Source organism: Candidatus Aquicultor sp., assembly GCF_054640775.1.
The window spans coordinates 15,463-39,182 of record NZ_JBTSLF010000001.1; the positions used below are offsets into that span (position 1 = coordinate 15,463).

General features: G+C 50.7%; 22 protein-coding genes. 1 reads left to right on the forward strand and 21 read right to left on the reverse strand.

Features of this window, described 5'->3' with window-relative positions:
• Nucleotides 1-36: 36 nt before the first annotated feature.
• The 17 genes from murG to ACYC56_RS00170 form a co-directional block, all read right to left on the reverse strand.
• Entirely contained in the window at nt 37-1,167 is a 1,131-nt protein-coding gene (gene murG / locus ACYC56_RS00090) for an undecaprenyldiphospho-muramoylpentapeptide beta-N-acetylglucosaminyltransferase (protein WP_461372130.1), read from the reverse strand.
• Entirely contained in the window at nt 1,079-2,548 is a 1,470-nt protein-coding gene (gene ftsW, locus ACYC56_RS00095; protein ID WP_461372131.1) for a putative lipid II flippase FtsW, read from the reverse strand. The genes murG and ftsW overlap by 89 nt, the downstream gene beginning before the upstream one ends.
• Nucleotides 2,511-3,902 (reverse strand): UDP-N-acetylmuramoyl-L-alanine--D-glutamate ligase, encoded by a 1,392-nt coding sequence (gene murD / locus ACYC56_RS00100; RefSeq protein ID WP_461372132.1) that lies wholly within the window; start codon nt 3,900-3,902, stop codon nt 2,511-2,513. Before murD ends, ftsW begins: the two co-directional genes overlap by 38 nt.
• Before the next feature lie 38 nt (nt 3,903-3,940).
• Entirely contained in the window at nt 3,941-4,978 is a 1,038-nt protein-coding gene (gene mraY, locus ACYC56_RS00105) for a phospho-N-acetylmuramoyl-pentapeptide-transferase (protein WP_461372133.1), read from the reverse strand.
• A 57-nt stretch (nt 4,979-5,035) separates the two neighbouring features.
• The gene (locus tag ACYC56_RS00110) at nt 5,036-6,442 is read right to left on the reverse strand and encodes a UDP-N-acetylmuramoyl-tripeptide--D-alanyl-D-alanine ligase (protein WP_461372134.1); all 1,407 of its coding nucleotides are present in this window, start codon (nt 6,440-6,442) and stop codon (nt 5,036-5,038) included.
• Nucleotides 6,430-7,902: a UDP-N-acetylmuramoyl-L-alanyl-D-glutamate--2,6-diaminopimelate ligase gene (locus ACYC56_RS00115; RefSeq protein WP_461372135.1), complete on the reverse strand. Its 1,473-nt coding sequence runs from the start codon at nt 7,900-7,902 to the stop codon at nt 6,430-6,432. Before ACYC56_RS00115 ends, ACYC56_RS00110 begins: the two co-directional genes overlap by 13 nt.
• A gap of 1,668 nt (nt 7,903-9,570) precedes the next feature.
• Nucleotides 9,571-11,274, reverse strand: coding sequence for a peptidoglycan D,D-transpeptidase FtsI family protein (locus ACYC56_RS00120; protein ID WP_461372136.1), 1,704 nt, complete (start codon nt 11,272-11,274; stop codon nt 9,571-9,573).
• Between the two features lie 18 nt (nt 11,275-11,292).
• Nucleotides 11,293-11,850 (reverse strand): hypothetical protein, encoded by a 558-nt coding sequence (locus ACYC56_RS00125; RefSeq protein ID WP_461372137.1) that lies wholly within the window; start codon nt 11,848-11,850, stop codon nt 11,293-11,295.
• A 3-nt stretch (nt 11,851-11,853) separates the two neighbouring features.
• Nucleotides 11,854-12,792 (reverse strand): 16S rRNA (cytosine(1402)-N(4))-methyltransferase RsmH, encoded by a 939-nt coding sequence (gene rsmH, locus ACYC56_RS00130; RefSeq protein WP_461372138.1) that lies wholly within the window; start codon nt 12,790-12,792, stop codon nt 11,854-11,856.
• A gap of 27 nt (nt 12,793-12,819) precedes the next feature.
• Nucleotides 12,820-13,251: a division/cell wall cluster transcriptional repressor MraZ gene (gene mraZ / locus ACYC56_RS00135; protein ID WP_461372139.1), complete on the reverse strand. Its 432-nt coding sequence runs from the start codon at nt 13,249-13,251 to the stop codon at nt 12,820-12,822.
• Nucleotides 13,252-13,502: 251 nt separating this feature from the next.
• Nucleotides 13,503-13,973 (reverse strand): HAD family hydrolase, encoded by a 471-nt coding sequence (locus tag ACYC56_RS00140; RefSeq protein WP_461372140.1) that lies wholly within the window; start codon nt 13,971-13,973, stop codon nt 13,503-13,505.
• Between the two features lie 113 nt (nt 13,974-14,086).
• On the reverse strand, nt 14,087-14,836 hold the full coding sequence (locus tag ACYC56_RS00145) for an acyl-CoA dehydratase activase (RefSeq protein WP_461372141.1): 750 nt from the start codon (nt 14,834-14,836) through the stop codon (nt 14,087-14,089).
• Entirely contained in the window at nt 14,837-16,129 is a 1,293-nt protein-coding gene (locus ACYC56_RS00150) for a double-cubane-cluster-containing anaerobic reductase (RefSeq protein ID WP_461372142.1), read from the reverse strand. It lies immediately after the preceding gene.
• 319 nt (nt 16,130-16,448) lie between these two features.
• Nucleotides 16,449-16,823, reverse strand: a complete 375-nt coding sequence (locus tag ACYC56_RS00155) for a CBS domain-containing protein (RefSeq protein ID WP_461372143.1) — start codon at nt 16,821-16,823, stop codon at nt 16,449-16,451.
• Between the two features lie 93 nt (nt 16,824-16,916).
• Nucleotides 16,917-17,180 carry a GlsB/YeaQ/YmgE family stress response membrane protein gene (locus ACYC56_RS00160; RefSeq protein ID WP_461372144.1) on the reverse strand — a complete coding sequence of 88 codons (264 nt, stop codon included), beginning with the start codon at nt 17,178-17,180 and terminating at the stop codon, nt 16,917-16,919.
• A gap of 11 nt (nt 17,181-17,191) precedes the next feature.
• Nucleotides 17,192-17,365, reverse strand: coding sequence for a hypothetical protein (locus ACYC56_RS00165; protein WP_461372145.1), 174 nt, complete (start codon nt 17,363-17,365; stop codon nt 17,192-17,194).
• A gap of 110 nt (nt 17,366-17,475) precedes the next feature.
• On the reverse strand, nt 17,476-18,012 hold the full coding sequence (locus ACYC56_RS00170; protein WP_461372146.1) for a nitroreductase family protein: 537 nt from the start codon (nt 18,010-18,012) through the stop codon (nt 17,476-17,478).
• A gap of 170 nt (nt 18,013-18,182) precedes the next feature.
• Between ACYC56_RS00170 and ACYC56_RS00175 the strand changes: the two genes are divergently transcribed.
• On the forward strand, nt 18,183-18,641 hold the full coding sequence (locus ACYC56_RS00175) for a hypothetical protein (protein WP_461372147.1): 459 nt from the start codon (nt 18,183-18,185) through the stop codon (nt 18,639-18,641).
• Nucleotides 18,642-18,646: 5 nt separating this feature from the next.
• Here the strand turns inward: ACYC56_RS00175 and ubiE are convergent, their stop codons facing one another.
• The 4 genes from ubiE to secG all read right to left on the reverse strand — a co-directional run bounded on the left by ubiE (nt 18,647) and on the right by secG (nt 23,681).
• Complete coding sequence (gene ubiE, locus ACYC56_RS00180; RefSeq protein WP_461372148.1) at nt 18,647-19,384, reverse strand: bifunctional demethylmenaquinone methyltransferase/2-methoxy-6-polyprenyl-1,4-benzoquinol methylase UbiE; 738 nt, start codon at nt 19,382-19,384, stop codon at nt 18,647-18,649.
• A gap of 29 nt (nt 19,385-19,413) precedes the next feature.
• Nucleotides 19,414-21,615 (reverse strand): SF1B family DNA helicase RecD2, encoded by a 2,202-nt coding sequence (recD2, locus tag ACYC56_RS00185; protein ID WP_461372149.1) that lies wholly within the window; start codon nt 21,613-21,615, stop codon nt 19,414-19,416.
• A gap of 52 nt (nt 21,616-21,667) precedes the next feature.
• Nucleotides 21,668-23,287: a peptide ABC transporter substrate-binding protein gene (locus tag ACYC56_RS00190; RefSeq protein ID WP_461372150.1), complete on the reverse strand. Its 1,620-nt coding sequence runs from the start codon at nt 23,285-23,287 to the stop codon at nt 21,668-21,670.
• A gap of 154 nt (nt 23,288-23,441) precedes the next feature.
• Nucleotides 23,442-23,681 carry a preprotein translocase subunit SecG gene (gene secG, locus ACYC56_RS00195; protein WP_461372151.1) on the reverse strand — a complete coding sequence of 80 codons (240 nt, stop codon included), beginning with the start codon at nt 23,679-23,681 and terminating at the stop codon, nt 23,442-23,444.
• Between the last annotated feature and the right edge of the window lie 39 nt (nt 23,682-23,720).

Here is a 23,720-nt window from a genome sequence, read left to right on the forward strand (position 1 = left end):
CTTAAGCATCTTTATAATCTTCAAGTTGTTAGCGGTTTACTCTTCCGTCGAGTGTTTACGACTCTCTGCGATTTCAAACACAAGGTCGGCCAATGCCGTATCGGCATCGGGACGCCCGAATTGCTTCGAAGCTTCCGCCATTTTCGAAAGCGCATCCTCGCTCGAGATAAGCCCATCGACCGCTTCGTTGAGGGATGAGCCATTTAAATCTTTATCGAGTATCATCCTGGCGGCTCCGAGCCGTTCAAGCTCGCGGCCGTTTTTTTCCTGGTGATTATCCGTGGCATAAGGGTATGGGACCATAATGGCCGGTAGGCCGATTGCGGTGATTTCGGCGACTGTCGTGGCCCCCGAACGGCATACAAGAAGATTGGCCGCGGCATATGCCTCACCCATATTGTCCAGGTAGGGATAGGCCGTATACTTGAGCTTATCTTCAGGCAGTCTTATCTCATCAACCGCTTCCCGTACCGATTCATAGTTTATCTTACCCGTAGCATGGATTATCTGCAAGCCGTCGTTATGCCGCCACCGATCATAGGCCTCGACTACCGCCTCGTTTATTTTTTTGGCGCCGCGACTTCCCCCAAACACGAGTAAAACTCTGCGGGATGTGTTCACGTCGAATACTTTCTTGGCCTTGCTTTTGTCGGTTGACAAAATCTCTTCCCTGATAGGATTGCCTGTAAACTCAACCCTTCTATCTGCAGGGAAGTACCCCTTCATATTGGGATAGGACACAGCAATTGCACCTGCGACCCTGCCAAGCACTTTGTTTACCAGGCCGGGGACGGCGTTTTGTTCGTGGATCACCGTCGGAATCTGGCGCAAAACGGCGCCCCCCACGACGGGCAAACTCACATAGGCACCCATACCCACAACTACATCCGGCTTAAAACGGCGAAAGACGCTTACCGCTTCAATCGTCCCCCTACCTGCTGATATGAATGAGACAAGTGCCTTAAACGACGGCTTTCTTGGAAGCCCCCTCGCCTCAATGGCCTTAAAATCAAAGCCGGCCTGCGGTACAAGTGTAGCCTCTAGACCGGTCGATGTGCCCACATATAATATTTCAAGATCATTTCTTGCTTTTTGTAGCGCTTTGGCGAGAGCCAGCCCTGGATACACGTGACCCGCTGTTCCGCCCCCGCTTATTATTACTCGCATTAACACGACTCCTGGTTTTTCTCTTCTTTACCTTCTTTGTCCTGGCTTTCGAGGTCTCTTCCAGTGCCTTAGCCCTCGCTACCCTTGCCCTTGATCTTGATCTTGCAGAGCTAGCGCCCGACCGGGACGACTGTGCGCTCGCCCGCTTCCTCGATGATTTTACCCTGTGTTTGCCCTTCTTGGTCGAGGTCTCTTCGATATCCTCACGATCAACGGCGCGTAGCGGCTTTCTTCTCCTGCGAGAAGCAGACCCACTGTTACCTTCCAGTGCAATGCTGAGAAGAATACCCACTGCTGCGAGATTAGCCATGAGCGACGAGCCGCCGTAACTTATAAACGGCATCGGTATACCGGTTATGGGCAGAACCCCGGTTACCGTCCCCATATTGACGATGGCCTGCAGTGCAACCATCGAGGTCACGCCCACACCCGCCAGACGCCCGAACTGGTTTTTACACTGATATGAAATCCTGATTCCATAGTAGGCAAAAAGCGCGAAGAGTGAAATGGTGAACATCGTACCTAAAAGACCCAGCTCTTCTCCGATGATGGCGAAGATGAAATCGGTGTGGGCGGCCGGTAGGTAGAAATATTTTTGCCTGCTCATCCCAAAACCGACGCCGGTTAATCCTCCCGAACCAAACGCCAACAAAGATTGTTTGATCTGCCAGCCCGTGTGAAGGGGGTCGGAATCCGGGTTCAGAAACGAGGTAATCCTGTTAAGGCGATACGGTCTGGCATAAATGAGAGTAACTACAGACACAGCGCCAAGGGAGGCTGCCGCGGCAATATATTTCATGTTGAGACCACCGACGAACACCATGACAAACAGGGTGATGCAGAGGGCAACAGTTGTGCCCAAGTCCGGCTGCTTCATAATCAGGAAGATGATCAGCAATATAACCCCGGCGTAGGGATAAAGTTCTCTTACGTCCTTTAAGCCCTTGCTTTTATTAGAAAAAAAATCAGCGGTAAACAGGATAACGGCGATTTTTGCCAGCTCAGAAGGCTGTACCTGAAAGCCTCCCAGGGGGATCCAACTGGTGGCGCCTCCAGCATTTCTGCCGATTCCCGGCATGAGGACGGCAACGAGCAATCCTAACGCCGCCCACATGGCCGGCCGCACCACGCGCTGCATGGTTTTCAGAGGAATGTTGGATAAGAGCATCAGGGCAGCAAACCCTATCCCCGCCGCGATAAGTTGCTTTTTTATGAAATAATAGCTGTCGCCCGTGTCCGCATACGCCCGGGCGTGGCTCGCCGAGAGAACCATGATGAGGCCGAACAGGATCATCACGATAACCACGCCGAGCAGCCTGTGGTAATCTTTCTTAGCGTTTCGTTTATTGCTTTGTTTTTTGTTTTGTTTTGCTCTCGCCATGTTTTTCTCCGAGCGCTAGAACTGCTTGTCGAAATGCTTCGCCTCTTTGCGCATATCCATTGAATGCATCAAAACTTGCACAGGCCGGTGAAAATAATATGATATCGCCGGGTTGCGCAAGCATCGCGGCCCGTACGACCGCGTCGTCAACCGTTCCAGCATACTCTTGAAGAGTACCGGCAGGTAGCGCGCTTAAAATCTCTTGGCCGGCTTCGCCGAAACCAATCACCGCTTTTACTTGCCTATTTATATCTATATTCTGGGCGAGGGCGGTAAAACTATTTCCCTTATTCCTTCCTCCAACAAGAAGGACGATCGGTTTATTGAAAGCGGTCAACGCCTTTACTGTGGCGTCAACGTTCGTTGCCTTTGAGTCGTTATAATAGTCCACCCCATCAACAGATGCGATAAACTCCGTACGGTGGCTTAAACCCGGGAAGCCGGCAACCACCTCTTTGATCAAAATGGGCTCGATTCCACATACCAGAGCTATCCCGACAACCGCCATAATATTATCCAAGTTATGGTCACCACGGATTTTTACCTCATCGACCCCGCAGATATCGACCTCACCATCGATATCCGCAACAACGCGACCGTTTCGTAGAAAAACTCCGGGATGAAGCTCGTGCTTCTTACTCGTGCCGACGACTTTTGCCTTTATTTGGGGCGCAAGTGATCGTACCAACTCATCATCCATGTTCAGGATCGCGATATCATCGGCCGTTTGATTAACGAACAGACGGCTCTTGGCCCGTACATACTCCGTAAAATCCGGGTGCCAATCAAGGTGATCCTCGGTAATATTCAGAAGCACCGATACTTTTGGCCTAAAATCGCTGATCGTATCGAGCTGAAAACTGCTCACTTCGACAACCAGCGTCTCGACATCCACATCGTCGACCGCCGTTACAAGCGGCGTCCCGATATTGCCCGCGACAGCCGGTTTTTGTCCGGCGGCCTCAAACACTTTCCCGGTTAACGCCGTCGTTGTCGTTTTTCCGTTTGTGCCGGTTATAGCTACAATCGGCTTGCCTGTCAGCCGGTAGGCAAGCTCGATCTCGCTCCAAATCGGGATACCTCTCCGCCGCGCGGCTTCAAGGATCGGAACGCGGCTCGGCACCCCCGGACTTACTATTATTAAATCAATTCCATCAAGCAAGCTTTCTTCCTGCTTGCCAAGGCGCACGGTAATGCCGCTTTTCTCAAGCTCGGCGGCACCTTGCTTCATTTCATCTTTTTCAGAGGTGTCAGAGGCCAGCACCGTGATGCCAAGTGACTTCAGTTTTAGCGACGCCGCTTTCCCGCTACGTCCAAGCCCTATGACCAGGATATTATTTTCTAAAAACTCCACCCGATTACCTTCTCGTAACTGGCTCCGTACAGCCGCCATCAAGTAGCCATCATAAAATAGATACCGAACCCGATGCCGGCGAAAATGCCGGAAACAATCCAAAAACGCATCATTATCTGCGTTTCAGACCACCCCTGCATCTCAAAATGGTGATGGATCGGCGCCATCTTTAAAATCCTTCGTTTAAACCAGCGGTAACTGACGATCTGGCCGATGACGGAGAGGCCCTCTATTACATAGATACCGCCGATAAGAACAAGCAAAAGCTCAGTTTTAGTCAGAATCGCCATGGCCGCAATCACACCCCCGAGCCCGAGCGACCCTGTGTCGCCCATGAAAATGCTGGCCGGATAGCTGTTGAACCATAGAAAACCGATAGCGGCGCCGCCCACCGCGGCACAGATTATTGCAAGGTCAAGCCTGTCCTGCCGAAATGCTATACCGGCGTAGGCGAGCATTGAGATCGTAACCGTTCCGGCGGCGAGCCCGTCAAGCCCATCGGTTAAATTCACGGTATTGGTTGTCGCCGTTATGATCAAGTACACCAAGGCAATATAAAGAACAGGGACCACTATCGCTTTATGCAATATCGAGAATTTAAATGCGGGGGCGCCAAGCGGAATGATAAGATGCGTGAGCGGGATTTGCACGGTCGTTGCAAGGTTTGCAAAATTTACCGCTGCCAACCCGACCAGTATAGCTATTACCAGTTGCCATATAAACTTCGACCGTGCCTTCAGGCCGAGCGACCTGGCTTTTACGACTTTGCGGTAGTCGTCGATGAATCCAATAAGCCCGCATCCAAAAAGGGCAAGCAGCGCAACAAGACCTCGCATGCTTGCCGAGGCCATCAGCAGGTACACTATAGCGACAGTAAAGAGGATGACGACGCCGCCCATAGTCGGCGTGCCCGACTTCGTGAGGTGTTTTTGCGGCCCGTCGATCCTTACGACCTGCCCTATGCCTTCCCTGCGAAGCAATTTTATCCAAATCGGCGTTAATACTGCTGTTAAAACAAGGGCTAGAACAGCAGTCAAAAATATCTGATACGTTGGATAGCGCAAAAAGGTTATCATGATTTAATATGTCCTAAGTAAGTTCCCTAGAGTCAAAGTATGTTCCTAAGAGTGTTCTTAGACTATTTTTACAAGTGCTCTTACGACTACTTCCAAACCAACGCCACGTGATGCCTTCACTAATACAACGTCCCCGGACGCGATAAGTTGCTTTAGCAGTTGCGCGGCCGTAGCCGCATCCGGGCATGTCACAACCGCTTTTGGGTTCATCCCGTTTTTAATGGCGCTTTCTGCCATCGACTGGCTCTCAATACCTACTGCGACCAGGATATTTATCCCTAGGGAGGCGACAAGTTCCCCGATTTCCTTATGGGCCTCATTTGAAACAGGCCCAAGCTCTAGCATATCACCTAAGACCGCAACGTGTCTTCCTTGGGGTTGGGTCGATATATCTTTAAGGGTTAGTAATGCCGCCTGCATCGAGCTCGGATTGGCGTTGTACGCGTCGTTTAAGATTAGCACATTATCGGCAGTTGTAAAAATCTCCATCCGCATGGATGTGGGCCTGCAGCTCGAAAGCCCTATACGTATCTCGTCGACACTTAATCCCAATTGAATGGCCACAGCGGCAACGGCGAGCGCATTGTAAACGTTATGCCTGCCCGGCACGGCCAGTCGCACGACATAATCCGTTCCTTTGCCGATACCGAGCCTGAACGACGCCCGGCCCAGCTCATCGACATCGAGTTCCGTTCCGCGGACATCACCGGAGGCGATCCCATACATAACGGTCTTTGAGCACGCACACTCGGCGATATCGGGGGTCCAGAGATCGTCCCCGTTTAGTACAGCTACTCCGTCCTCCGACAACGACTCGATAAGCTCTGCTTTTGCCTTGGCGATCATCTCTTCCGACCCGAGAAGCTCCAGGTGCGCCTGTCCGATATTTGTGACCACCCCCATATTAGGCTTAGCGATCCGAGCAAGCTCTTTTATCTGCCCCGACCCACGCATACCCATCTCGACCACCAACACCTGCGTTTCAGCATCGGTCCTCAGAATGGTCAGCGGCACCCCGATTTCGTTATTATAGTTCTTGTCCGTGCTTACAACCCTGAATTTCTGGGCCAGCACGCAGTTTAACATATCCTTTGTGGTCGTTTTGCCTGTGCTGCCTGTTACCCCGATTACCTTTAACGGCAGTTTCGACCGGTAATACGCGGCGATATTCTGTAGCGCCTTCAGACAGTCAATCACTTCAATCACAAACTGCGACCCGGTCAGCTCAACAAGCTTTTCCTTTTCATACGCGTCTTTTTCTACGAGAAAACCGGCGGCACCCTTTCTCAAGGCTTCAAAGATATATTGATGTCCATCTCTCTCGCCCCTAAGCGGGATAAAGAGTTCACCGCTTTTAATCGTCCTGCTATCGATACTGATTCCGGTGACTTTAACTCCCGCTGCGCCGCTGAGCAGGATTCCATCGGTGCTATCCGCTATTTCGCCTACGGTTAACGGGACCATTTCACCATCTCCCTGAGTAACTCAACTGCTATTTCTCTATCATCAAACGGTAGTTTTCCCCCCGCTATCTCTTGTCCTTGCTCGTGCCCTTTTCCTGCAATCACCACAAAATCACCCTCTTGCGCTCCTTCGAGCGCCATCACTATTGCGTTTCGCCTGTTCTCTTCGATCACACATCGGGAGAGCAAACTTTCTTCTATCCCATTATTTATTTCCATAATTACCTGCATTGCATCCTCACTTCGAGGATTATCCGATGTAATTATTACAGTGTCACTCAACTCAGCCGCGATTCTCCCCATCATTGGGCGCTTGCCTTTATCCCTATCACCGCCGCACCCGAATAGCGTTATTAGCCTTCCCTCTGTCAGCTGCCGCGCGGCGGTCAAAACCTTCTCAAGACTGTCGGGCGTATGGGCATAATCCACAATTACTGTGAACGCTTGTCCGGCATCCACCCGTTCAAATCTCCCCGGGACAAACTCTAATTCCTCTAGTCCTACTTTAATCTTTTCTACATCGATCCCGACTGCAATACTTGCGCTCGCAGCGGCGAGAGCATTCGATATGTTATAGAGACCAGGCATTTTTAAATCCACGCCTATGATTCTCGAACCGGCATGAAGCTTCATAGTCGAACCATCGGCCCTGAGAACTATCCCGCTCGCATATACCTCTACTTTATCTTTAAGGCTATATCTGAGTTGCTTTCTCTCACCTGTTCGCAGAAGTTTGCGGCCGTATTCGTCGTCTATATTAATGACTTGATTAACGCCCGTCATGTCGAATATACGCTTTTTTACCTTAAAATATTCCTCTATAGTCCCATGATAATCCAAATGGTCCTGACTCAAGTTTGTAAAAACAACAACGTCAAATTCACATGCTTCAACCCGTAATAGATCTATGGCATGCGAAGAAACCTCGATGACCGCTGCGTCAACACCGGCATCCACCATTCGCGCAAAGAATTCCTGTAGATCGAGCGACTCCGGGGTTGTTCGATCTACAGGAATTCTTTCGCTTCCGATTCTGTACTCGACCGTACCTAACATACCGGTCTTATACCCGGCAGCGCTCAGAACGCTCTCCACCATATAGCTGGTGGTCGTCTTTCCATTCGTGCCGGTAATACCGATCAGCTTAAGGTTCCTGGTCGGATAATCAAAAAACGCGCTCGCCATCTTCGCCATAGCTTCGCGCGTATTATCTACGACGATCTGAGTTACGGTAATGTCCGGCAAAACTCTCTCAACGACAACCGCCGTCGCCCCTGCCTCTTGCGCCTTATGAGCAAACTCATGCCCATCGGCCTTAAGCCCGTTGATACAAAAGAAGAGATCATCCTTTTTCACCCTGCGTGAATCATACGCAAGGCCCAATATATCTCGCTCTATATCACCGATAATGTTTTTTATAGTAACTGCCTCAAGTATAGTCTCTAGCTTTTTCCCCTGCACGCTCTCCTCCGCCCATCAATCATACCAGTGTCCGCATTTCAAGGTCTAGGGTCATACCAAAGCATCCCCGCATTTTCTTAAAAACTGCGAAGCCCTCTCTTTCTTCCAGAATCACGCCAGCTGAAAGCATCCGGCTATTCTTCCCGGCAGATCAGCAACCAGCGCGCAGCCCAAACTGCGCATCTAGCCCAGCCATCAGGCCAAATACCTCCCATCTGAAGCGACCATGAGTTTAGCCGTATCTAGCTATCAAAACGTGCCCCAGATCAACGCATCCCATCCAGACAGTCACACCCGCACTAACGGCCGCTGCCAAACTCAAACCCGCCCAACTGCACGAGCTTAAGGCCGCAACCTGACCGCAGGATTCACGCGCGGTACCCAATCGCAATTTGCGCGCTCATACATCTTCTGTCACAGCTATAGACACTGTTTTAGACACTGTCCTATGCGCAGCCTTTAAGCTGCAACAAAGTGTCTATAAGTGGCTTTATGCATGGCATCAAACCACGAATAAGTATCCCCTCCCCAGACCAAAACATCAGTTTGTTTCCAAAAGTGTCACCAGCACAAAAAGCGCACGCTTTCGCTAGTCCAAACCGAATCATCTGACCGCGCAGGATCTCCGTTCGGGATGGGTATTGCCGCATGAGTTAGTAATGTGGGAACAAAACGGTCGCATCATATATGATGAGGCGTATTCTGGCGAATAGTGTGTGGTGACTTTACCGGAGTCGGCGCAAAAGCCGGAGATGACTTTTCAAGACAATGACTCGGTAAAGTAACTGCTCTGCGGAAAAAACAAGCCGCTTGGATTGCCGCTCTCGAATGTCTTACACCCTTCTCTACCCGGGCTGCATCCAGCCCGCGACTAGATCAAAGGACAAGCCCCCCAGCCGTACCAATGATGGGCGTCACAGCGAGATTTAGCAGGTCGTGGCAAGTCGATTGTTTTTAGAGATGGCCTACATCTGAACCTGGAACCCAGACTACTGCCTGGGCTGAGGCATCAGCGCCGCAACAACATTACTCTAGTATCGTGCCAGCAATGTCTTCAATATTAAGTTGTACGGAGTCGCCCGATCTATCAGGATGCCACGTCGATGATCCGATAAACCGGGCACTTACAATAGCGTAGCATACCATCACCTCTCAAACGTGCTGTATTTTATTGCGTACTTCTCACCCTAATACATGCTTTCAAACAAGATACTGCTGATACAACAAAGACTCTTCAGAAAAGTGTTATTACGAGAAACACTGATCCTAGAAACAAAGTCGCTGAATTGCAGAACAAAACATTCTCATCTAACTATAAAAAACAAGTCGTATACTGTGCCGGTGGACGCCCGATCTATCGCGTTTATCGAATGAAGTCCTTTGCGAGCCGTCGATAAACCGGGCACTCACATTTACTGTGCATCGCATCACCCTTCCCCCTTTTCTCTCTGTATGGGTGGACATTACGTACCTGTACTACCTTTTAGTTCAAATCGCCACGTCGCTTTTGAGAAAGCGTGAAATCGGTAGCCGCCCGGTTCCGCCGAAACGTAACCCCTATTTTACCTTCCGGTAAACCGGGCACATGCAATTGCTTTCATGTCATCCCTCCCTTCCCTTTTGCAAACAAGCGCTAATCCTCCTATCCCCTGCTGCTAACCGCGCATTCTATTCAGGGGGTATTTTTAAATAACGTAATGAAAACTCCGCGACCCTACTAAACACAGGCGCCGCAACCGAGCCGCCGTAAATACTTTCCTGGGGCTCGTCGATAACGACCGAGATGACTAGCTTCGGGTCTTGTATCGGGGCCATTCCTATAAACGAAGCGACATACCTGCCCTCTTCATAACCACGACCGTTGATTTTGGCCTTCTGGGCAGTACCCGTCTTACCACCAACGCGATAATGAGCGACTTTTGCCTGCGGTCCGGTACCATCGGTCACGGCCCTCTCCAGGATCCGCTTCATTTCCTCACAAACCGCGCGATCTACAACCTGTTTCTCCGGCATCACGGGGGCACTGAGAATAACCCTCCCCCGCTTATCCGTCGCATCAAGCAATAAATGCGGTTTTATCGGGATGCCATCATTGGCTATCGTTGCGAATGCCTTCACCATCATCAATTGCGTGGTGCAGATACCCTGTCCAAATGGGATATTAGCCAGTGACATCATGGACCAGTTATCTCCTTTTGGATAAAACCCTCGGGCCTCGCCCGGATAATCCACACCCGTTTTCCTGTCAAAACCAAACCGCGACAGGTAATCAAGAATCTTGTCCTTGCCCATCAACATACCGATTTTAACCATTCCGACGTTGCTTGATTCCTGGATGATATTTGCAAACGTATACATGCCGGCAGGCCGCGCGTGCGCATCCTTGATTCTCTTGCTGCCGATCTTGATCGTTGGTTTAAGATAGAATGGGGTCGAAGGGTTACATAACCCCTCTTGCAGCGCACCATTGGCAATAATGGCCTTCATCGTCGACCCGGGCTCATATATATCAGTGATCGCCGTGTTTCTGAGATTGTCTTTATTAACCGTTGCAAGTTGGTTCGGATTGAAGTACGGGACATTCGCCATAGCGTAGATCTCCCCGGATTTTGGGTCCATTACGATGACGCTGCCCCGCTTAGCCTTATATTTCTTTACGGCCGCCGCCAACTCAAGCTCGGCTTTGTACTGGATTTCTTTATCGATGCTGGTTCGAATGTTTGAGCCGTCGATCGCCCGACGCGCACTCTGCACGCTCTGGGGTATCGGTCTGCCCTGACCGTCTCGCTCGGCGACGATTTTACCCGGCTTACCGTAGAGCATTTCATCATAATACAGCTCGAGTCCGCTTAAACCGTGGTTGTCCATACCGGCAAACCCGATTACGTGCGCACCGAGTGTGGCGTTAGGATAATAGCGCTTGCTCTCCTTAATGAAACCGATGCCCTTTATATGCTCTTCTTTAACCAGTTGTTTTACCGCTTTAGTGGTAGTGCGGTCGGTTTTTCTCACAAGATAGCTGAAACCGCTTTGCTTGAGAAGTTTTCTGAGGATCTCCCGCTCATCTATTTTTAGGATGGGCGCGAGTTTTTTCGCAAACCCCTCACGATCGTCAATCAACGAAGGAGTCGCGTATATGGTATCCATAAGAATGGATACGGCTAGCTCATCGCCGTTTCTATCGAGGATGGTGCCCCGCTTAGAGGGTATCTCGACGATACTCTGTCGTTGCCTTTCCGCTGCGGCATCATACTTGGCAGCCGAAACCCCCTGAACGAAGACAAGCCGCCCCGATATTCCTACAACGCATAAGAATATTATGACCAGTAGAGCAGTTAACCGTGTCTCAGTGCTGCTTTTAACTCTACCCACTCGCTCCTCTTCCCTCTATTAACGTGCTAAAGCATGATAACCCAAGCGTCCACCATAGGAAGCTCGTTCTTGAACTTTGGTTACAGTCTTACCGGATACATAATGGTTGCCACCGGATGCACTCATAGAAGGGCTCGTGTTGCCGGTCGAGGCCATACCCTGCGGCCCGTCATCAAGAATGCGAAGATACGACACCCTAGGCGCTTTGATCATCGAGAGTTTCTCAACGGCAACTGATTCAATTCTTTGGGGCGATTGCAGTATGGCTTTCTGCGCATAGAGATTATCCTGCGCCTGTTGTGCTACCTGGACCTCTTTCTTAATGGACTCGATCATGTAGCTTTGCTGGGATATAATCGCCTGCTGCGCTACATTTATGATGATACCGGCCGTAATGACCGTCACGGACATTACAAACACCGGAAAAGGGATCTCCGGCAATGCTAAAGCCTGCCGGCTCTGGCGTCTCTTAGGTTCTACGACCTTCAGTTTCTTCTTCGGTTTCGGCTGCTCTTTATACCGTACCTGCTGCTGCTTGACCGCTAGTTTTCTTGCCGCTTGTGCTATTGTTCTCACCTCTTACAGTTTTTCGGCAACCCTCAACCGGGCGCTTTCCGCTCTTGGATTCTCTGCTATCTCTCCAGGCGTAGGTCTTACGACTTTCCTGGTTACTACACTCAGTTGAGGCATGTGCCCACATGTGCAAACCGGCAATCCCGGCGGGCAAATACAGCCTTTTGACAGGTCACTTATTACATTTTTAGCTACCCTATCTTCAAGCGAATGATAGGATATGATTACTAGTCTTCCTCCCGGCCTAAGCCATTTTACGGCGTCTCGAAAACTCTGCTCGAGAATCTTGATCTCGCCATTTACTTCAATTCGTAGTGCTTGGAACGTTTGTTTCGCTGGATGACCTCCCCGGCGCCTGGCAGGGGCCGGTATTGCATCCTTAATTATATCTACGAGTTCAAACGTCGTTGCTATGGGACGGTTTTGCCGCGCTTTAATAATAAACGCGGCGATTCTGTTGGCCCAGCGTTCCTCACCGTACTCTTTGATGACACGCGTGAGGTCACCCCTCGAATACGTGTTCACCACATCGGACGCCGTTAGTGCTTGTCTTTGATCCATCCGCATATCAAGTGGTGCATCAAAGCGATAACTAAAACCTCTCTCGGCACGATCGAACTGGACTGACGAAACCCCTAAGTCAAACAATACTCCGTCTATCGCATAAAGGCCGGCCTCAGCCAGAATGCGATCCAGCTCACTAAAATTGCCTCGAACTAAAGAAAAATTTTGCTGGCTGAAGCGTGCTAATCTAACCCTTGCTGCGTCCAGTGCTGCGATGTCTTGATCGATTCCTAGTAAGAAGCCTTCCGGCGTTATTAAATCTAATATTGCCTCTGCATGTCCTGCCCCGCCCAAAGTGCAGTCTATGACCGTGCTACCGTTAGTGCAACGTAATTGCTTCAGGACTTCAGCCAGCAAAACGGGTTTATGAAAATATTCCATCGTGGCCCTTTATTCCGTTGTGTTTTGCTAAACACCGATATCAGCTATCTCTTCCCCTAACTCAGAAGCCGATTTTTCAGCATCAGCTATAAATTGTTCATATCTCTCCTTTGCCCAAATTTCTAATTTATTCGCGACTCCTATTATTACAATGTCTCTATCAAGACCCGCAAAATCTCGAAGGTTCTGCGGGATTGAAATCCGTCCCTGGCGGCTTACCTCATCTTCGACAGCGCTTCCGATAACAAATCTCTGGTAGTTCCTCACTTCGGCTGTAGCGGGCTTCTTCGACATGATCTCGTCTACCCGCTCGAACCAGTCTTTCCTGGTGTAAACCAAAAGGCAGCTGTCAAACGATTTAGTTATGAAGAGGCCATCAGCCAGCGCATCCCTGAACCTCACGGGAAGTATAACGCGTCCTTTTTCATCTAGCGAATGGTAGTACTCTCCAAAAAACAAGTAGTTGCCCCTTTGGCGTTCTTTGTGTAATCCACTCTACTCCACTTTATTCCACTTTGCAACACATTTATCCAAAATTTATAACTTTCCTGCCGATTTTGAAAGGACTTTCTGTCTTTTATACGCTGCTGATTTAACCAGATGCTAAATAAGCCCTGGATAGTTAGCATGTCAATGGATTCGGGGATTTTGGTGATTTTGTAAAGCCACATGGGGTTGAAGTGATACCGCTTGCCTATTAAGGGCAGTTCTTATTTTCGAAGGGTTGCGATAAAGCGATTTGCGTTGGTCAGTAGATCCAGCGCATCTTCCGGCCTATTTACGACGATATCAGCAGCTAAAAGTGCATCCGTCGCACATCCCTCACCGCCGATTACACTAACCGCCAGCCGTGCTTTCTTAAGCATCTCGACATCGTTTGATCCGTTGCCTATCGCAACGCAGGTCGAAGCGCCGATTTTTTCGATAAAGTCCGCCTTCTGTGAAGCCTCTCCCGGCGGGTGTACGCGCTCGATAGTGGCCGCTATTTTTTCCTTCTGCGAATCGAGTTTCCCATGGGTATCAGCGGTTATCAAGTAAACCGAGAGTTCTTGCGACAGTGTCTCAATACGGCGTAACACCTGCTCGGGGATAACGCCATCTACGGCGAGCGTGCCGTTCATATCGAGCACCAAGGTATGGAGTTCATAGACTCCCCTCCCGGGGATATCGACTTTTATCATCTCTTACCTGCCAATCAGAACTTAACCAAAGGGGCGGAACCAAGGCCCACCCCTTCAATTTATCTATTGTTGTTCTATTATATCAGACTCTTAAACCGGGTTTACCCGGATGGCTAGTTTGCCGCATCCCGTGCCGCAAGCGCCGCGCCCAGGGCGCCCGCGATTTCGGGATGCTCGTAAACCTGCACGCTGCGCCCCAGTTTCTGCTGGAACAACTCTCTAATGCACGGGTTTCGCCCGACCCCGCCCGAGAGGACTATATCGTCCACAATGCCTACCTTATGCAGCATCGAGCTTACCCTCTCTATAATAGACTGGTGCAGTCCCAGCGCGATGTTAACCGGCAGCTCCTTCTTAGCTAGAAGCGAGACTACTTCCGACTCTGCAAATACCGTGCACATGCTGTTTACGCGCATAGCCTTTTGTGCGGTAAGCGAAGCCGCCCCGAATTCATTAAGAGCAAAACCCAGCGTTTTCGCCATAATCTCGAGGAACTTTCCCGTTCCCGCCGCACAGCGGTCGTTCATTTGAAAATCGGCCACCTTACCGCTCTCATCAAGCGATATTACCTTACTGTCCTGCCCCCCGATATCGATGATCGTGCGGCAGCCGGTAAATATATGGCGGGCTCCAATGGCATGCGCCTTGATCTCGGTTATTACCCCATCGGCAAAATCTTCCCTCGCAAAATGCCGTCCGTATCCGGTCGCGATTATCTTTTTCGCACTATATGGCTTTATTAGCTCAAGCGATCGCTCATACGGGTTAAACCCCGTATCGGCAACCTTGAAATCTTCCACACCATCGCCGTTTAATGCGACCACTTTTATGCATCGAGACCCGATATCAATCCCGACATACACCTATCTAACAGCCCCTTCGCGATCTTTGATGGTCTCCATAAAGGCCTCGACCCTTGTCGAAAGCTGGCCTGCATCCTCCATACTATAATCAGTCTCAATCTTGAGAACCGGCACTCCGGCGTCTTTTAGCGCTCTCTCAACGCTGTTGTACTCGACCGTAAACGGATCGCAGAACTGCAGCGAGTAATGAATCACGCCATCGACGCTATAATCGTCGACAAGTTTCTTTATGTTATCGATTCGCTCCTTGTTCGGTGTAAAGCACGCGCAATCGAGCTTCATGTAGCGACTTGCGACTGCTTCCAACCCTGCGTCGATATCGGTTGCGCCCTCGCTCACCATGTCCCTGAAATACCTGTGACCGATACAGGCTTCTTCGGCAACGATCACTGCGCCGGCCGACTCGACTATATGATGGAGCTTCCAGTTCGGCACCGCCATCGGGCACCCTGAAATCAGAATCCTCGGAGCGCCCTTCTCTGCCACGCCGACACCATTTGCGATTCTCTGCTCGAGTTCGGCGCTTATCTTATTGATCATTTCGGTAAAGCGGGCGGGGTCATCGTAGAACGCCACCTGCTGTATTAATAGAGCATCTTTCCCGCTGATCGGAACCGGGTCGGCCTTTCTCGCATCATTCATCCTCTTCAAAGCAGCGCGCTTTGCGTTAACCGTTGCGATTCCCTTAGCAAGGGCGGCCGCATCGACTTTGTTCCCGGTAAGCTCTTCCATCTTTTCTTTAAATTTCTTAACTTCGTCGGACCAAAGCCTGCGACTCGAATCATCCTTCATCTGCGGGGTATGCATGACATAAACGTTCGTATATTCCCCGAGGATCTCGTAGCTTTTTTTCTTACCGTCGCAGGTGGTTTCGCCGACGATCATATCGCTCGTCTCAAAATAAGGGCACACCTTTGCGATTTTAAACGACATAAACGATTTGATGAGCGGGCAGAGGTTTCTTGGCAGCACCTTTTCGGCCTCTGCGCTCGGCCAATCGGCGCCGCCGCAAATACCGACACATGCCGCCCCTGAAGCCAGCACTATTTCTTCCGGAACATAGAGACAAAACGTTCCTACGACTTTGCCTCCGGCGTCTCGCAAATCGTTAAGCTCTTTGACCCTTAAGCCGTGGATCTCAGACATCACGAAGTCCAAGTATCCCATTCCCTCCGGACGATCTTTTTGGGTTAGATAAACATCTCCGTAAATTTGCGGAATCACCGCTAGCAGTTGGTCGTGGGCCTCTAGATCAAGCCCTAATTCTTTCCACATCTCACGATAATCTGACATACGCTTGCCTCCTTGGTGCTCTGCTGGCTTACACAAAAACAGTAGATAGTTCTTAATATAATCTTATGGTTATTATTACATACTTTTATTTATAAGGCAAGCGTATTATGTATATTAGCTACACTTATATCGCGTGCCCTTAGGGGTTGTGGTGGTACTGGTTTTGGGGTATTGCGAGGTCGTTTCCGCATAAAGCCTGGTGTCGCTGTATGCTCAAATGAATACCGCTCGGTTTCATGATAATACTAACCCTAAGCTTGAGCTTTAAATATAAGTCTAAATTAGAGGTCTAGAGGGAGGCAAGCTGGTCATCGGTTCACTACATTAAATCCAACTTGGAGGCGATATCGGCAAGGGTTACTGTGCCGATAAGTTTGCCGGCTTCGACAACTGGGAGCTTTGTCAGGCGATATTTATCCATAAGTGAAATAAGTGCAAGAATATCCATCCCCGGATTTGCGACCGGGGGGTTAAAATCCATGAACTCCCAAATCTGGTGCTCCGCCGGTGCGTAGCCCTGAGCGACTACGTTATATAGTATATCCGAGTCTGTGATAATCCCGAGTAACTTTTCTGAGTGGGTCACGAATAATGATGTGGTTCCCTTTTGAAGCATAACGGCGGCTGCTCCGGCAATCGATGCCGAGGGGTCGATGGTGACGAGATCCGAAACCATGATATCTTGGACAACCATAAGAATCCTCTTTCCAACCAAAAGAACTGGCAATATATGTAAATAGAATCGACAAAACTAGCTGCGAACTTAAGTTGTACTTGTGAGGAGAGATTATCGTCTGCCGAATATGGCGGCCCAGATGAAGATGATTATGACCGCCCCGATTACCGCCAGGATTATGCTGGTGATATTGATGCCGCTGATACCGGTATCCGTTAGCACATTTCCAATATAACCGCCCAGTATAGCACCGCCGATGCCGAGCAGGATTGTCGTGATAAGCCCGCCGGGTTGTTTCCCGGGGATGAGCAGTCGCGCTATGGCTCCCGCGATCAGCCCGAGAATGATCCACGCTAAGATGCCCAATGCTATCACTCCCTTATCGGCTAGGCGACTTTTGTTTCTTTAATTGAATTGACAAGATAGTCGATTCTGGTGACCATCTGCTCGGATTCCTTGCTTACGTGGTTATTGACTTTCTTACCCTCGCTGGCAATCGAACCCCACGTGCTCCAATTATCCGAACCTGTTTTTTTGACTTTCGCTTTGCGCTTAAACATGAATGCACCCCCAAAAAAGTTCATTCCAAAAACATGCCCTCACTAAACCTATATCGGATAACTCTTCCCGAGCTATACCTTTATCGGTAGACAAGCATATAGCAAAAACGCTAGGCGGCTTCCTCGCCCTTGCCGAATTTGTTGAGATGCACTTTTTCGGACATGAACTCGCCCTCGCGGTGAGGTGATTTTTGCTCGGCGGGGTGCCCGACCGTGATTATACAGCAGATGCCGAAGTCTTCCGGTATGCCAAGAAGGTTCCGAACGTATTGTTCTGCCTCCACAGCATCGTGATGCATCCCGCGGATTTGTACCCAGGAACTGCCAAGACCCAGTTTCGCCGCTTCGAGGTTGATATGTTCGGCCGCGACCGAAGCATCCTCGACCCAGGCGCTTGAGACGTTCTTGTTTGCAACGATAACTATGTCAATTGGCGCTTGTGCTGCCTGAGACGCATACGGTGTGGCGTTGCCAAGCTCTTTTCTTGTATCCGGATCATCCACCGCTATAAACTCCCAGGACCTTTTCCCCCAGGCGGACGGCGCGTACATGGCGGCCAGCAACAGGTCGCGCAGCTGATCCTCGGTGACCGGCTCATCCGTATACTTTCTAATAGTGCGTCTGTTCTCCATTGCTTTTAAAGCCATCGTTGATCCCCCTTTCCGATACGCAGTATTGGTCTTAATGGTTGTTTACCGCGGAATCAGAAATATAAACGCAAATGGAGGGTGATCGGGTTTAGGACTTTATATTAGTGGCCTCATCTAGTATTATTAAGGAGAGGGTTGCTTGAGGCCCCTCTACTAAAGGAGAAACATTGGGCAGATTTGTGAGTAGATCAATCGTTGCTGTCTCAGTTTTGCTTTTAGCTGCAAGCGTCTACATGTATATGAACTTGAATAGAACGCAGGTTCAGCTGCAATCGCCGGCCGCCGGTATCTTTGCGACAAAACCGACAGCGCCACCGGTAGCACAGAATAAGTATGTAATCCGAAACGGCTCTAACGAAATGCCTGCAGGTATGGGCCAAGCTGATGCGGATAAAAAACCTGCGCAGGGAGTCCAGCCTGGTGGAGCGCCCGCAACCCAAGCTACACCTACCACCCAACCGCAAACAGGGGCCTTCGGTCCCGAGGGAGGCATTACGCCGGCGGCTGCACCTCGCGATCAATCGCAGGACCCCGTTATACAAATGCCGGATGGTTCATCAGAGGATAAACTTTCTGAAGAGAACCTCACCACTAACCACGAAGCGAATAACAGCGCAGCACCGTAAAAACGCTACTCGCTGCTCTTAACCCCAACATGGAGGGCGACGGCGCCAAGGAAGAAGTTGCGGTATGTTACATCGGTCCAGCCTGCTTCCCTCATCATCGATGCAAGTTCTTTTTGCGGCGGGAATACCTGCATACTCTCGGCAAGATATGTATAAGCCGGGCCATCGCTAGAGAATACCTTGCCTAAGAACGGAACAACGGATGTAATAAACCATGTGTAGGGGGCGTTTACTAGTTTTGCTTCAGGATGGCCGCTTTCAAGGATAACGAGGCGCCCACCGGGTTTGGTCACGCGGTGAAACTCGCGTAATACCGCGCGGTAGTCCGGAGTATTTCGGAGGCCGAACCCGATTGTTATGGCATTGAATGTACTGTCCTCGTATGGCAGCTCATCAACAGATGCACATTCAAACGTTATGTCATTGCCGGCGGCGGTTTTCTTGATTTTCTCTGCGGCCAGATCCAGCATATCCCGGCTGAAATCAACGCCTACCACTTTCGACCCGGTTAGCGCGTGGACGGCGAGCGCGAGATCCCCGGTGCCGGTGCAGGCATCAAGAACCAGCGAGTTTGTGCCGGCGGCCGTGCTTTTGGCGGCTATTCTACGCCAGCGCTGGTCACGCCCCAATGTCATCAGGCGATTCAGCAGATCATAGCGCTTGGCGACCACATCGAACATTGATTGGACCCGGTCGGGTGGCTTGATTGCTTTCTTCGCGTAACTTTCCGTGGTTTTACTCATAGCCTCTAATATACCAGACGGCACGGGATTTAAAAACATAAGTGGTTCGGTGCGAGGCGTTCTGCGAGGCGGGTGTATCTTTGCTGGATGCGGTTGTTTTTGATCGCAATGGCCAGCGCCTTTTTGCTGCCAAGAACCACCACGAGCTTCTTACCCCTGGTTATCGCGGTGTAGAGCAGGTTGCGCTGAAGCATCATATAGTGCTGGGTGTGGAGCGGGACGACGACCGCGGGATACTCGCTCCCCTGTGATTTATGCACCGAGCAGGCATACGCCAGGATAAGCTCGTCCAGGTCGGAGTATTCATAGGTGACAGGACGACCATCGAGATCGACCTTCACCACTCGCTCCACCTGATCCAGAGAAGTGATTTTCCCGATGTCGCCATTGTAGACGTCGAGGTCGTAGTTATTGCGGATCTGCATAACCCTATCCCCCACGCGAAAGACATGACTTCCCCACGAGAGCGTTTCACCGGAGGGATTAAGGAGCTGCTGCAGCTCTTTGTTAAGGTTCGAGGCACCAAGCAGGCCCATGTGCATCGGCGTTAATACCTGGATATCCTCTGCGGTAAGCTTGAAGCTCTCGGGTATCTTTCTGGCGACTAGCAGCTTGAGCGTTTTTAGAATCTCCTCGGGCTCGTCCCGGTCGATGAAGAAAAAGTCGCCTTTCCCCTCTTTTGCCTTGGGGTACGGGGTTTGGCCTGCGTTGACACGGTGGGCGTTAACGATAATCATGCTCTGCTGCGCCTGGCGGAATACTTGGGTGAGGCGCACGACCTCTATGCGGCCGGAAGAAATGACGTCTTTGAGTACGTTGCCCGGGCCGACCGACGGGAGCTGGTCGATGTCCCCAACCAGGACCACCTGCGCGTTCGACGGCACCGCTTTGAGCAGATTATAAAAGAGCACGATATCGACCATCGATACCTCATCGATGATCAGGATATCGGCTTCGAGGGGATTTTCTGTGTTTCGCTCGAACCGCATAGACCGCGGGCTGAACTCGAGCAAGCGATGGATGGTCTTGGCCTCGAGACCGGTCGCCTCGCTGAGACGTTTTGCAGCGCGCCCGGTCGGCGCTGCAAGCAGGATGCTTCTCTCTTTGCGCTTCAAAATCTGGATGATGCCGTTGATGAGCGTGGTCTTACCCGTTCCGGGACCGCCGGTTATTACCATGACTTTACGCGAGACGGCGTTGCGGATTGCGTCGCGCTGCTGCTCGGCGAGGTTGATTTTATACTGCTGCTCGAACCAAGAGAGGGCCTTTTCTATTTCGATGTCTATGGGTTTGAGGTCGGTTGCGAGCAATCGCTCGATTTGGGTTACGGCTCCCACCTCAGACGCGTAAAGAGAACGCAGGTAGATAAGCTCGTCCGCAACGGTTTCGGATGCGATTAACTCCTGCTCGATAAGGGTGTCGACCGCGGTGTTCACGATTTCTTGGTCGATTTCAAGGATGTTCGCGGCCTTTTCCATCAACTGGTCGCGCGGGACGCACACGTGCCCCTCGTCGCTCAACCCTCCGAGCACGTGCAGGACGCCGGCTTCGGCGCGGCGCGGTGAGGTCGGCTCAATCCCGAGGTTAACGGCGATTCTATCCGCTGTTTTAAATCCGATCCCAAAGATATCGACCGCCAGGCGATATGGGTTGTCCGCGACGATATCTATCGCCTCGTTGCCGTAGGTCTTGTATATCTTAATGGCGTAGGTCGTGGTCACACCGTGGGATTGCAAAAAGAGCATGACTTCTTTGATCTCTTTTTGCTCCTGCCAGGCGTCGCAGATACGCTCGGCCCGGATGTTACCGATGCCGTCGGCTTCGGTGAGGCGCTTGGGTTGGTTTTCGATGATGTCCAGTGTATCCATGCCAAAGCACTTCACCAGGCGGGATGCCATCACCGGCCCGATCCCTTTTATCATCCCCGAGCCCAGGTACTTCTCTATCCCGACAAGCGTGGCGGGTTTGACGGATGTGTAGGACTCTACTTTGAACTGCTCGCCGTACTTGCGGTCGCTGACCCAGCAGCCTTTCATCCTGATGCTTTCACCGGGCTGAACACCCAAGAGATTACCGACAGCGGTAACAAGGTCGCGGTGGCCTTTCACATTCACGCGCACCACGCTCCACCCGTTCTCTTCGTTGGAGTAGACGAAGTGCTCGAGGATGCCTTCGAGAGTCGAAGTTTTGTTGTTATTGAATTTGTTGAATGATAGTTGGTCTTGGGTCATCTGTTTGATTTCCTAATGTGTTCTCATCGCAACTATTTGGGCGTGAGTACTTCTACCGTTGCTCTTTTGATATCCACCATCTGGAGAGATTCCAGAAGGGGCCTTCAAAGGATGTGTTGTCTTTTATCCCGTTTACTTTTTTGTTGAAGGCCAGGACCTGGATGTGCTGGTACAGTGGAATGACGACACAATCGTCGCTTATCTTTTGCTGCACGTTGCGGTAGAGGCCGGCCCTTTTGGTATCGTCAATGACGGAGGGAATGATTTTAAGTGCGGCCGTGACCTCGGGGTTGCTGTAACGGTAGTAGTTTCCGCCGGCCGGTGGAGTTGCATCGGCGCAGAACATATAGCCAAGGTTTGGCTCGGTGTCTTCAAGCCAGGCCCAGATACCGAGTTCAAAATCTCCTTTTGCCAGACGAGAGTTGAAAAACGTTTCGCCATCAGCGTTTTGTGTCTCGACCTTGATACCAACGCTGTTCAAGTTATCCTGTATGGTCTTTTCAACCTCTTTGCGCGTCGGATTGCCGGATGCGGTGCTGATCTTAACCACCAGCTTCTTCCCGTTCTTCTGGAATATTCCGTCGGGTCCTTTTTTATAGCCCGCCCTTGAAAGATATTGCGCCGCTTTCTCGGGTTGTAATGCATATTTCTTCCAGGCTGGGGTATAGAACGGCTTTTGGTCGGGTACAAGGATGCTTTCGAGAACGCTTGGCTCCCCTGTCGCCGCCTCCGCTATTTTCTTTCTGTCGAGCGCATAGGCTATCGCCTTTCTTACATTTATATCATTGAGCGGCGGTTTTGATGTATTAAAGGCAAGGTGCTCCCATACCAGACCCGGTTCGGCGAACCCCGCGGTTCCCGCGATCGATTTTATCCTGTCGGTGACCGCTTTTGTATCTGATGGATAGAGGACATCGATCTTGCCCTCCGAGAGACCGGTCACTTGGCCGTCGTCTTTTGGGATGAATTTAAAGGTTACCTTGTCTATATACGCATTGTCCCCCCAGAAGCCGTCGTTTCTGACGATGGTGAGGTGATCTGCGCGCACCCAGTCCTTGAATTTATAGGGGCCGCTTGCGAATGGAAGGAGTTCGTTGATTGCCTCGTTAAAGCCCTGACGCTCAAGTATATGTTTAGGTAGTATCGGGTATGTGGTAGAAAACAGCTGCTTATAGGCTGCGTACGGTTCCTTAAAGACTATCCTTAGGGTTTTGTCATACGGGGTGTCGATGCGCTCGATCTTGTCGTACCCTGAGCGGTCGGCGATCTGGTAGGCGGGGTTCATGATCGTCTCCCAGGTGAACTTGATATCCTCTGCCGTGATAGGCGTGCCGTCGCTCCATACCGCGTCCTTCTTAATGTCGTAGGTGACGGTAAAGGGACTCTTTGTGACCAGGCCGTTTTCAACCGTTGGTACCTTTTCGGCGATACGGGGCGCATAAGAAAGATCGGGTGTTACGACAAGAAGGCCCCATAAAATATTTGAGGTAACGAGTTTAGTCGCTGCCGTTGAGCCACCGGTTAGGAAAGGGTTAAGCGAGGTCGGCTCCTGAGCGCAGCCAATGGTGAGACGGCCGCCCCGTTGCGGTTTTTTGGGTGAGGACTTCTGATCTGACGCAAATAGCTTGATTCCGCCCAGTTTGATACCGTCGCAGCCGTTCGCAAAAAGCATCGACAGCACTCCTATGACGATCAGGACCGAAGAAACGATTACAGGTGGTCTCTTTATCGTTGTTGAGCCTCCTTTAAGCGCAGGAAAGGATTTGCCTGCGGTACCAAAAAAAAGCGCCTCTCGTGGAAGCGCGTTCTTGTTAAGGTATGGCGGCTTATATCATGCCCTTTTGCGTGAAGTAATAAAGAATTATGGAGGTTACGCCAAAGGCAGAAGCCAGCCCTACTGTTATACGGTTCAGGTTCTTTTCGATAATGCTTGTTCCTGAAAATGTCGATGGCAACGCACCGCCAAACGCACTCGATAGACCGGTGCCTTTGCCGGAGTGAAGCAGAATCGCGATAATTAAGGCGACGGCTAATATCCCATGAACGATCTCAACTAAAGTAACCACGTTAACCTCCTGATATTTACAACATTAGACATCATAGCA

What these genes read in the sequence shown, in the direction of transcription:
- ubiE (WP_461372148.1), bottom strand. Translation starts at nt 19,384, where the DNA reads ATGAGTAAAACCACGGAAAGTTACGCGAAGAAAGCAATCAAGCCACCC.
- rsmH (WP_461372138.1), bottom strand. Translation starts at nt 12,792, where the DNA reads ATGGAATATTTTCATAAACCCGTTTTGCTGGCTGAAGTCCTGAAGCAA.
- ACYC56_RS00165 (WP_461372145.1), bottom strand. Translation starts at nt 17,365, where the DNA reads ATGTTTAAGCGCAAAGCGAAAGTCAAAAAAACAGGTTCGGATAATTGG.
- ACYC56_RS00155 (WP_461372143.1), bottom strand. Translation starts at nt 16,823, where the DNA reads ATGGTTGTCCAAGATATCATGGTTTCGGATCTCGTCACCATCGACCCC.
- ACYC56_RS00140 (WP_461372140.1), bottom strand. Translation starts at nt 13,973, where the DNA reads ATGATAAAAGTCGATATCCCCGGGAGGGGAGTCTATGAACTCCATACC.
- ACYC56_RS00190 (WP_461372150.1), bottom strand. Translation starts at nt 23,287, where the DNA reads ATGCTTTTTGCGAACGGCTGCGACGGTATCAAACTGGGCGGAATCAAG.
- ACYC56_RS00110 (WP_461372134.1), bottom strand. Translation starts at nt 6,442, where the DNA reads ATGGTCCCGTTAACCGTAGGCGAAATAGCGGATAGCACCGATGGAATC.
- ACYC56_RS00170 (WP_461372146.1), bottom strand. Translation starts at nt 18,012, where the DNA reads ATGGCTTTAAAAGCAATGGAGAACAGACGCACTATTAGAAAGTATACG.
- ACYC56_RS00150 (WP_461372142.1), bottom strand. Translation starts at nt 16,129, where the DNA reads ATGTCAGATTATCGTGAGATGTGGAAAGAATTAGGGCTTGATCTAGAG.
- murG (WP_461372130.1), bottom strand. Translation starts at nt 1,167, where the DNA reads ATGCGAGTAATAATAAGCGGGGGCGGAACAGCGGGTCACGTGTATCCA.
- recD2 (WP_461372149.1), bottom strand. Translation starts at nt 21,615, where the DNA reads ATGACCCAAGACCAACTATCATTCAACAAATTCAATAACAACAAAACT.
- ftsW (WP_461372131.1), bottom strand. Translation starts at nt 2,548, where the DNA reads ATGGCGAGAGCAAAACAAAACAAAAAACAAAGCAATAAACGAAACGCT.
- mraY (WP_461372133.1), bottom strand. Translation starts at nt 4,978, where the DNA reads ATGATAACCTTTTTGCGCTATCCAACGTATCAGATATTTTTGACTGCT.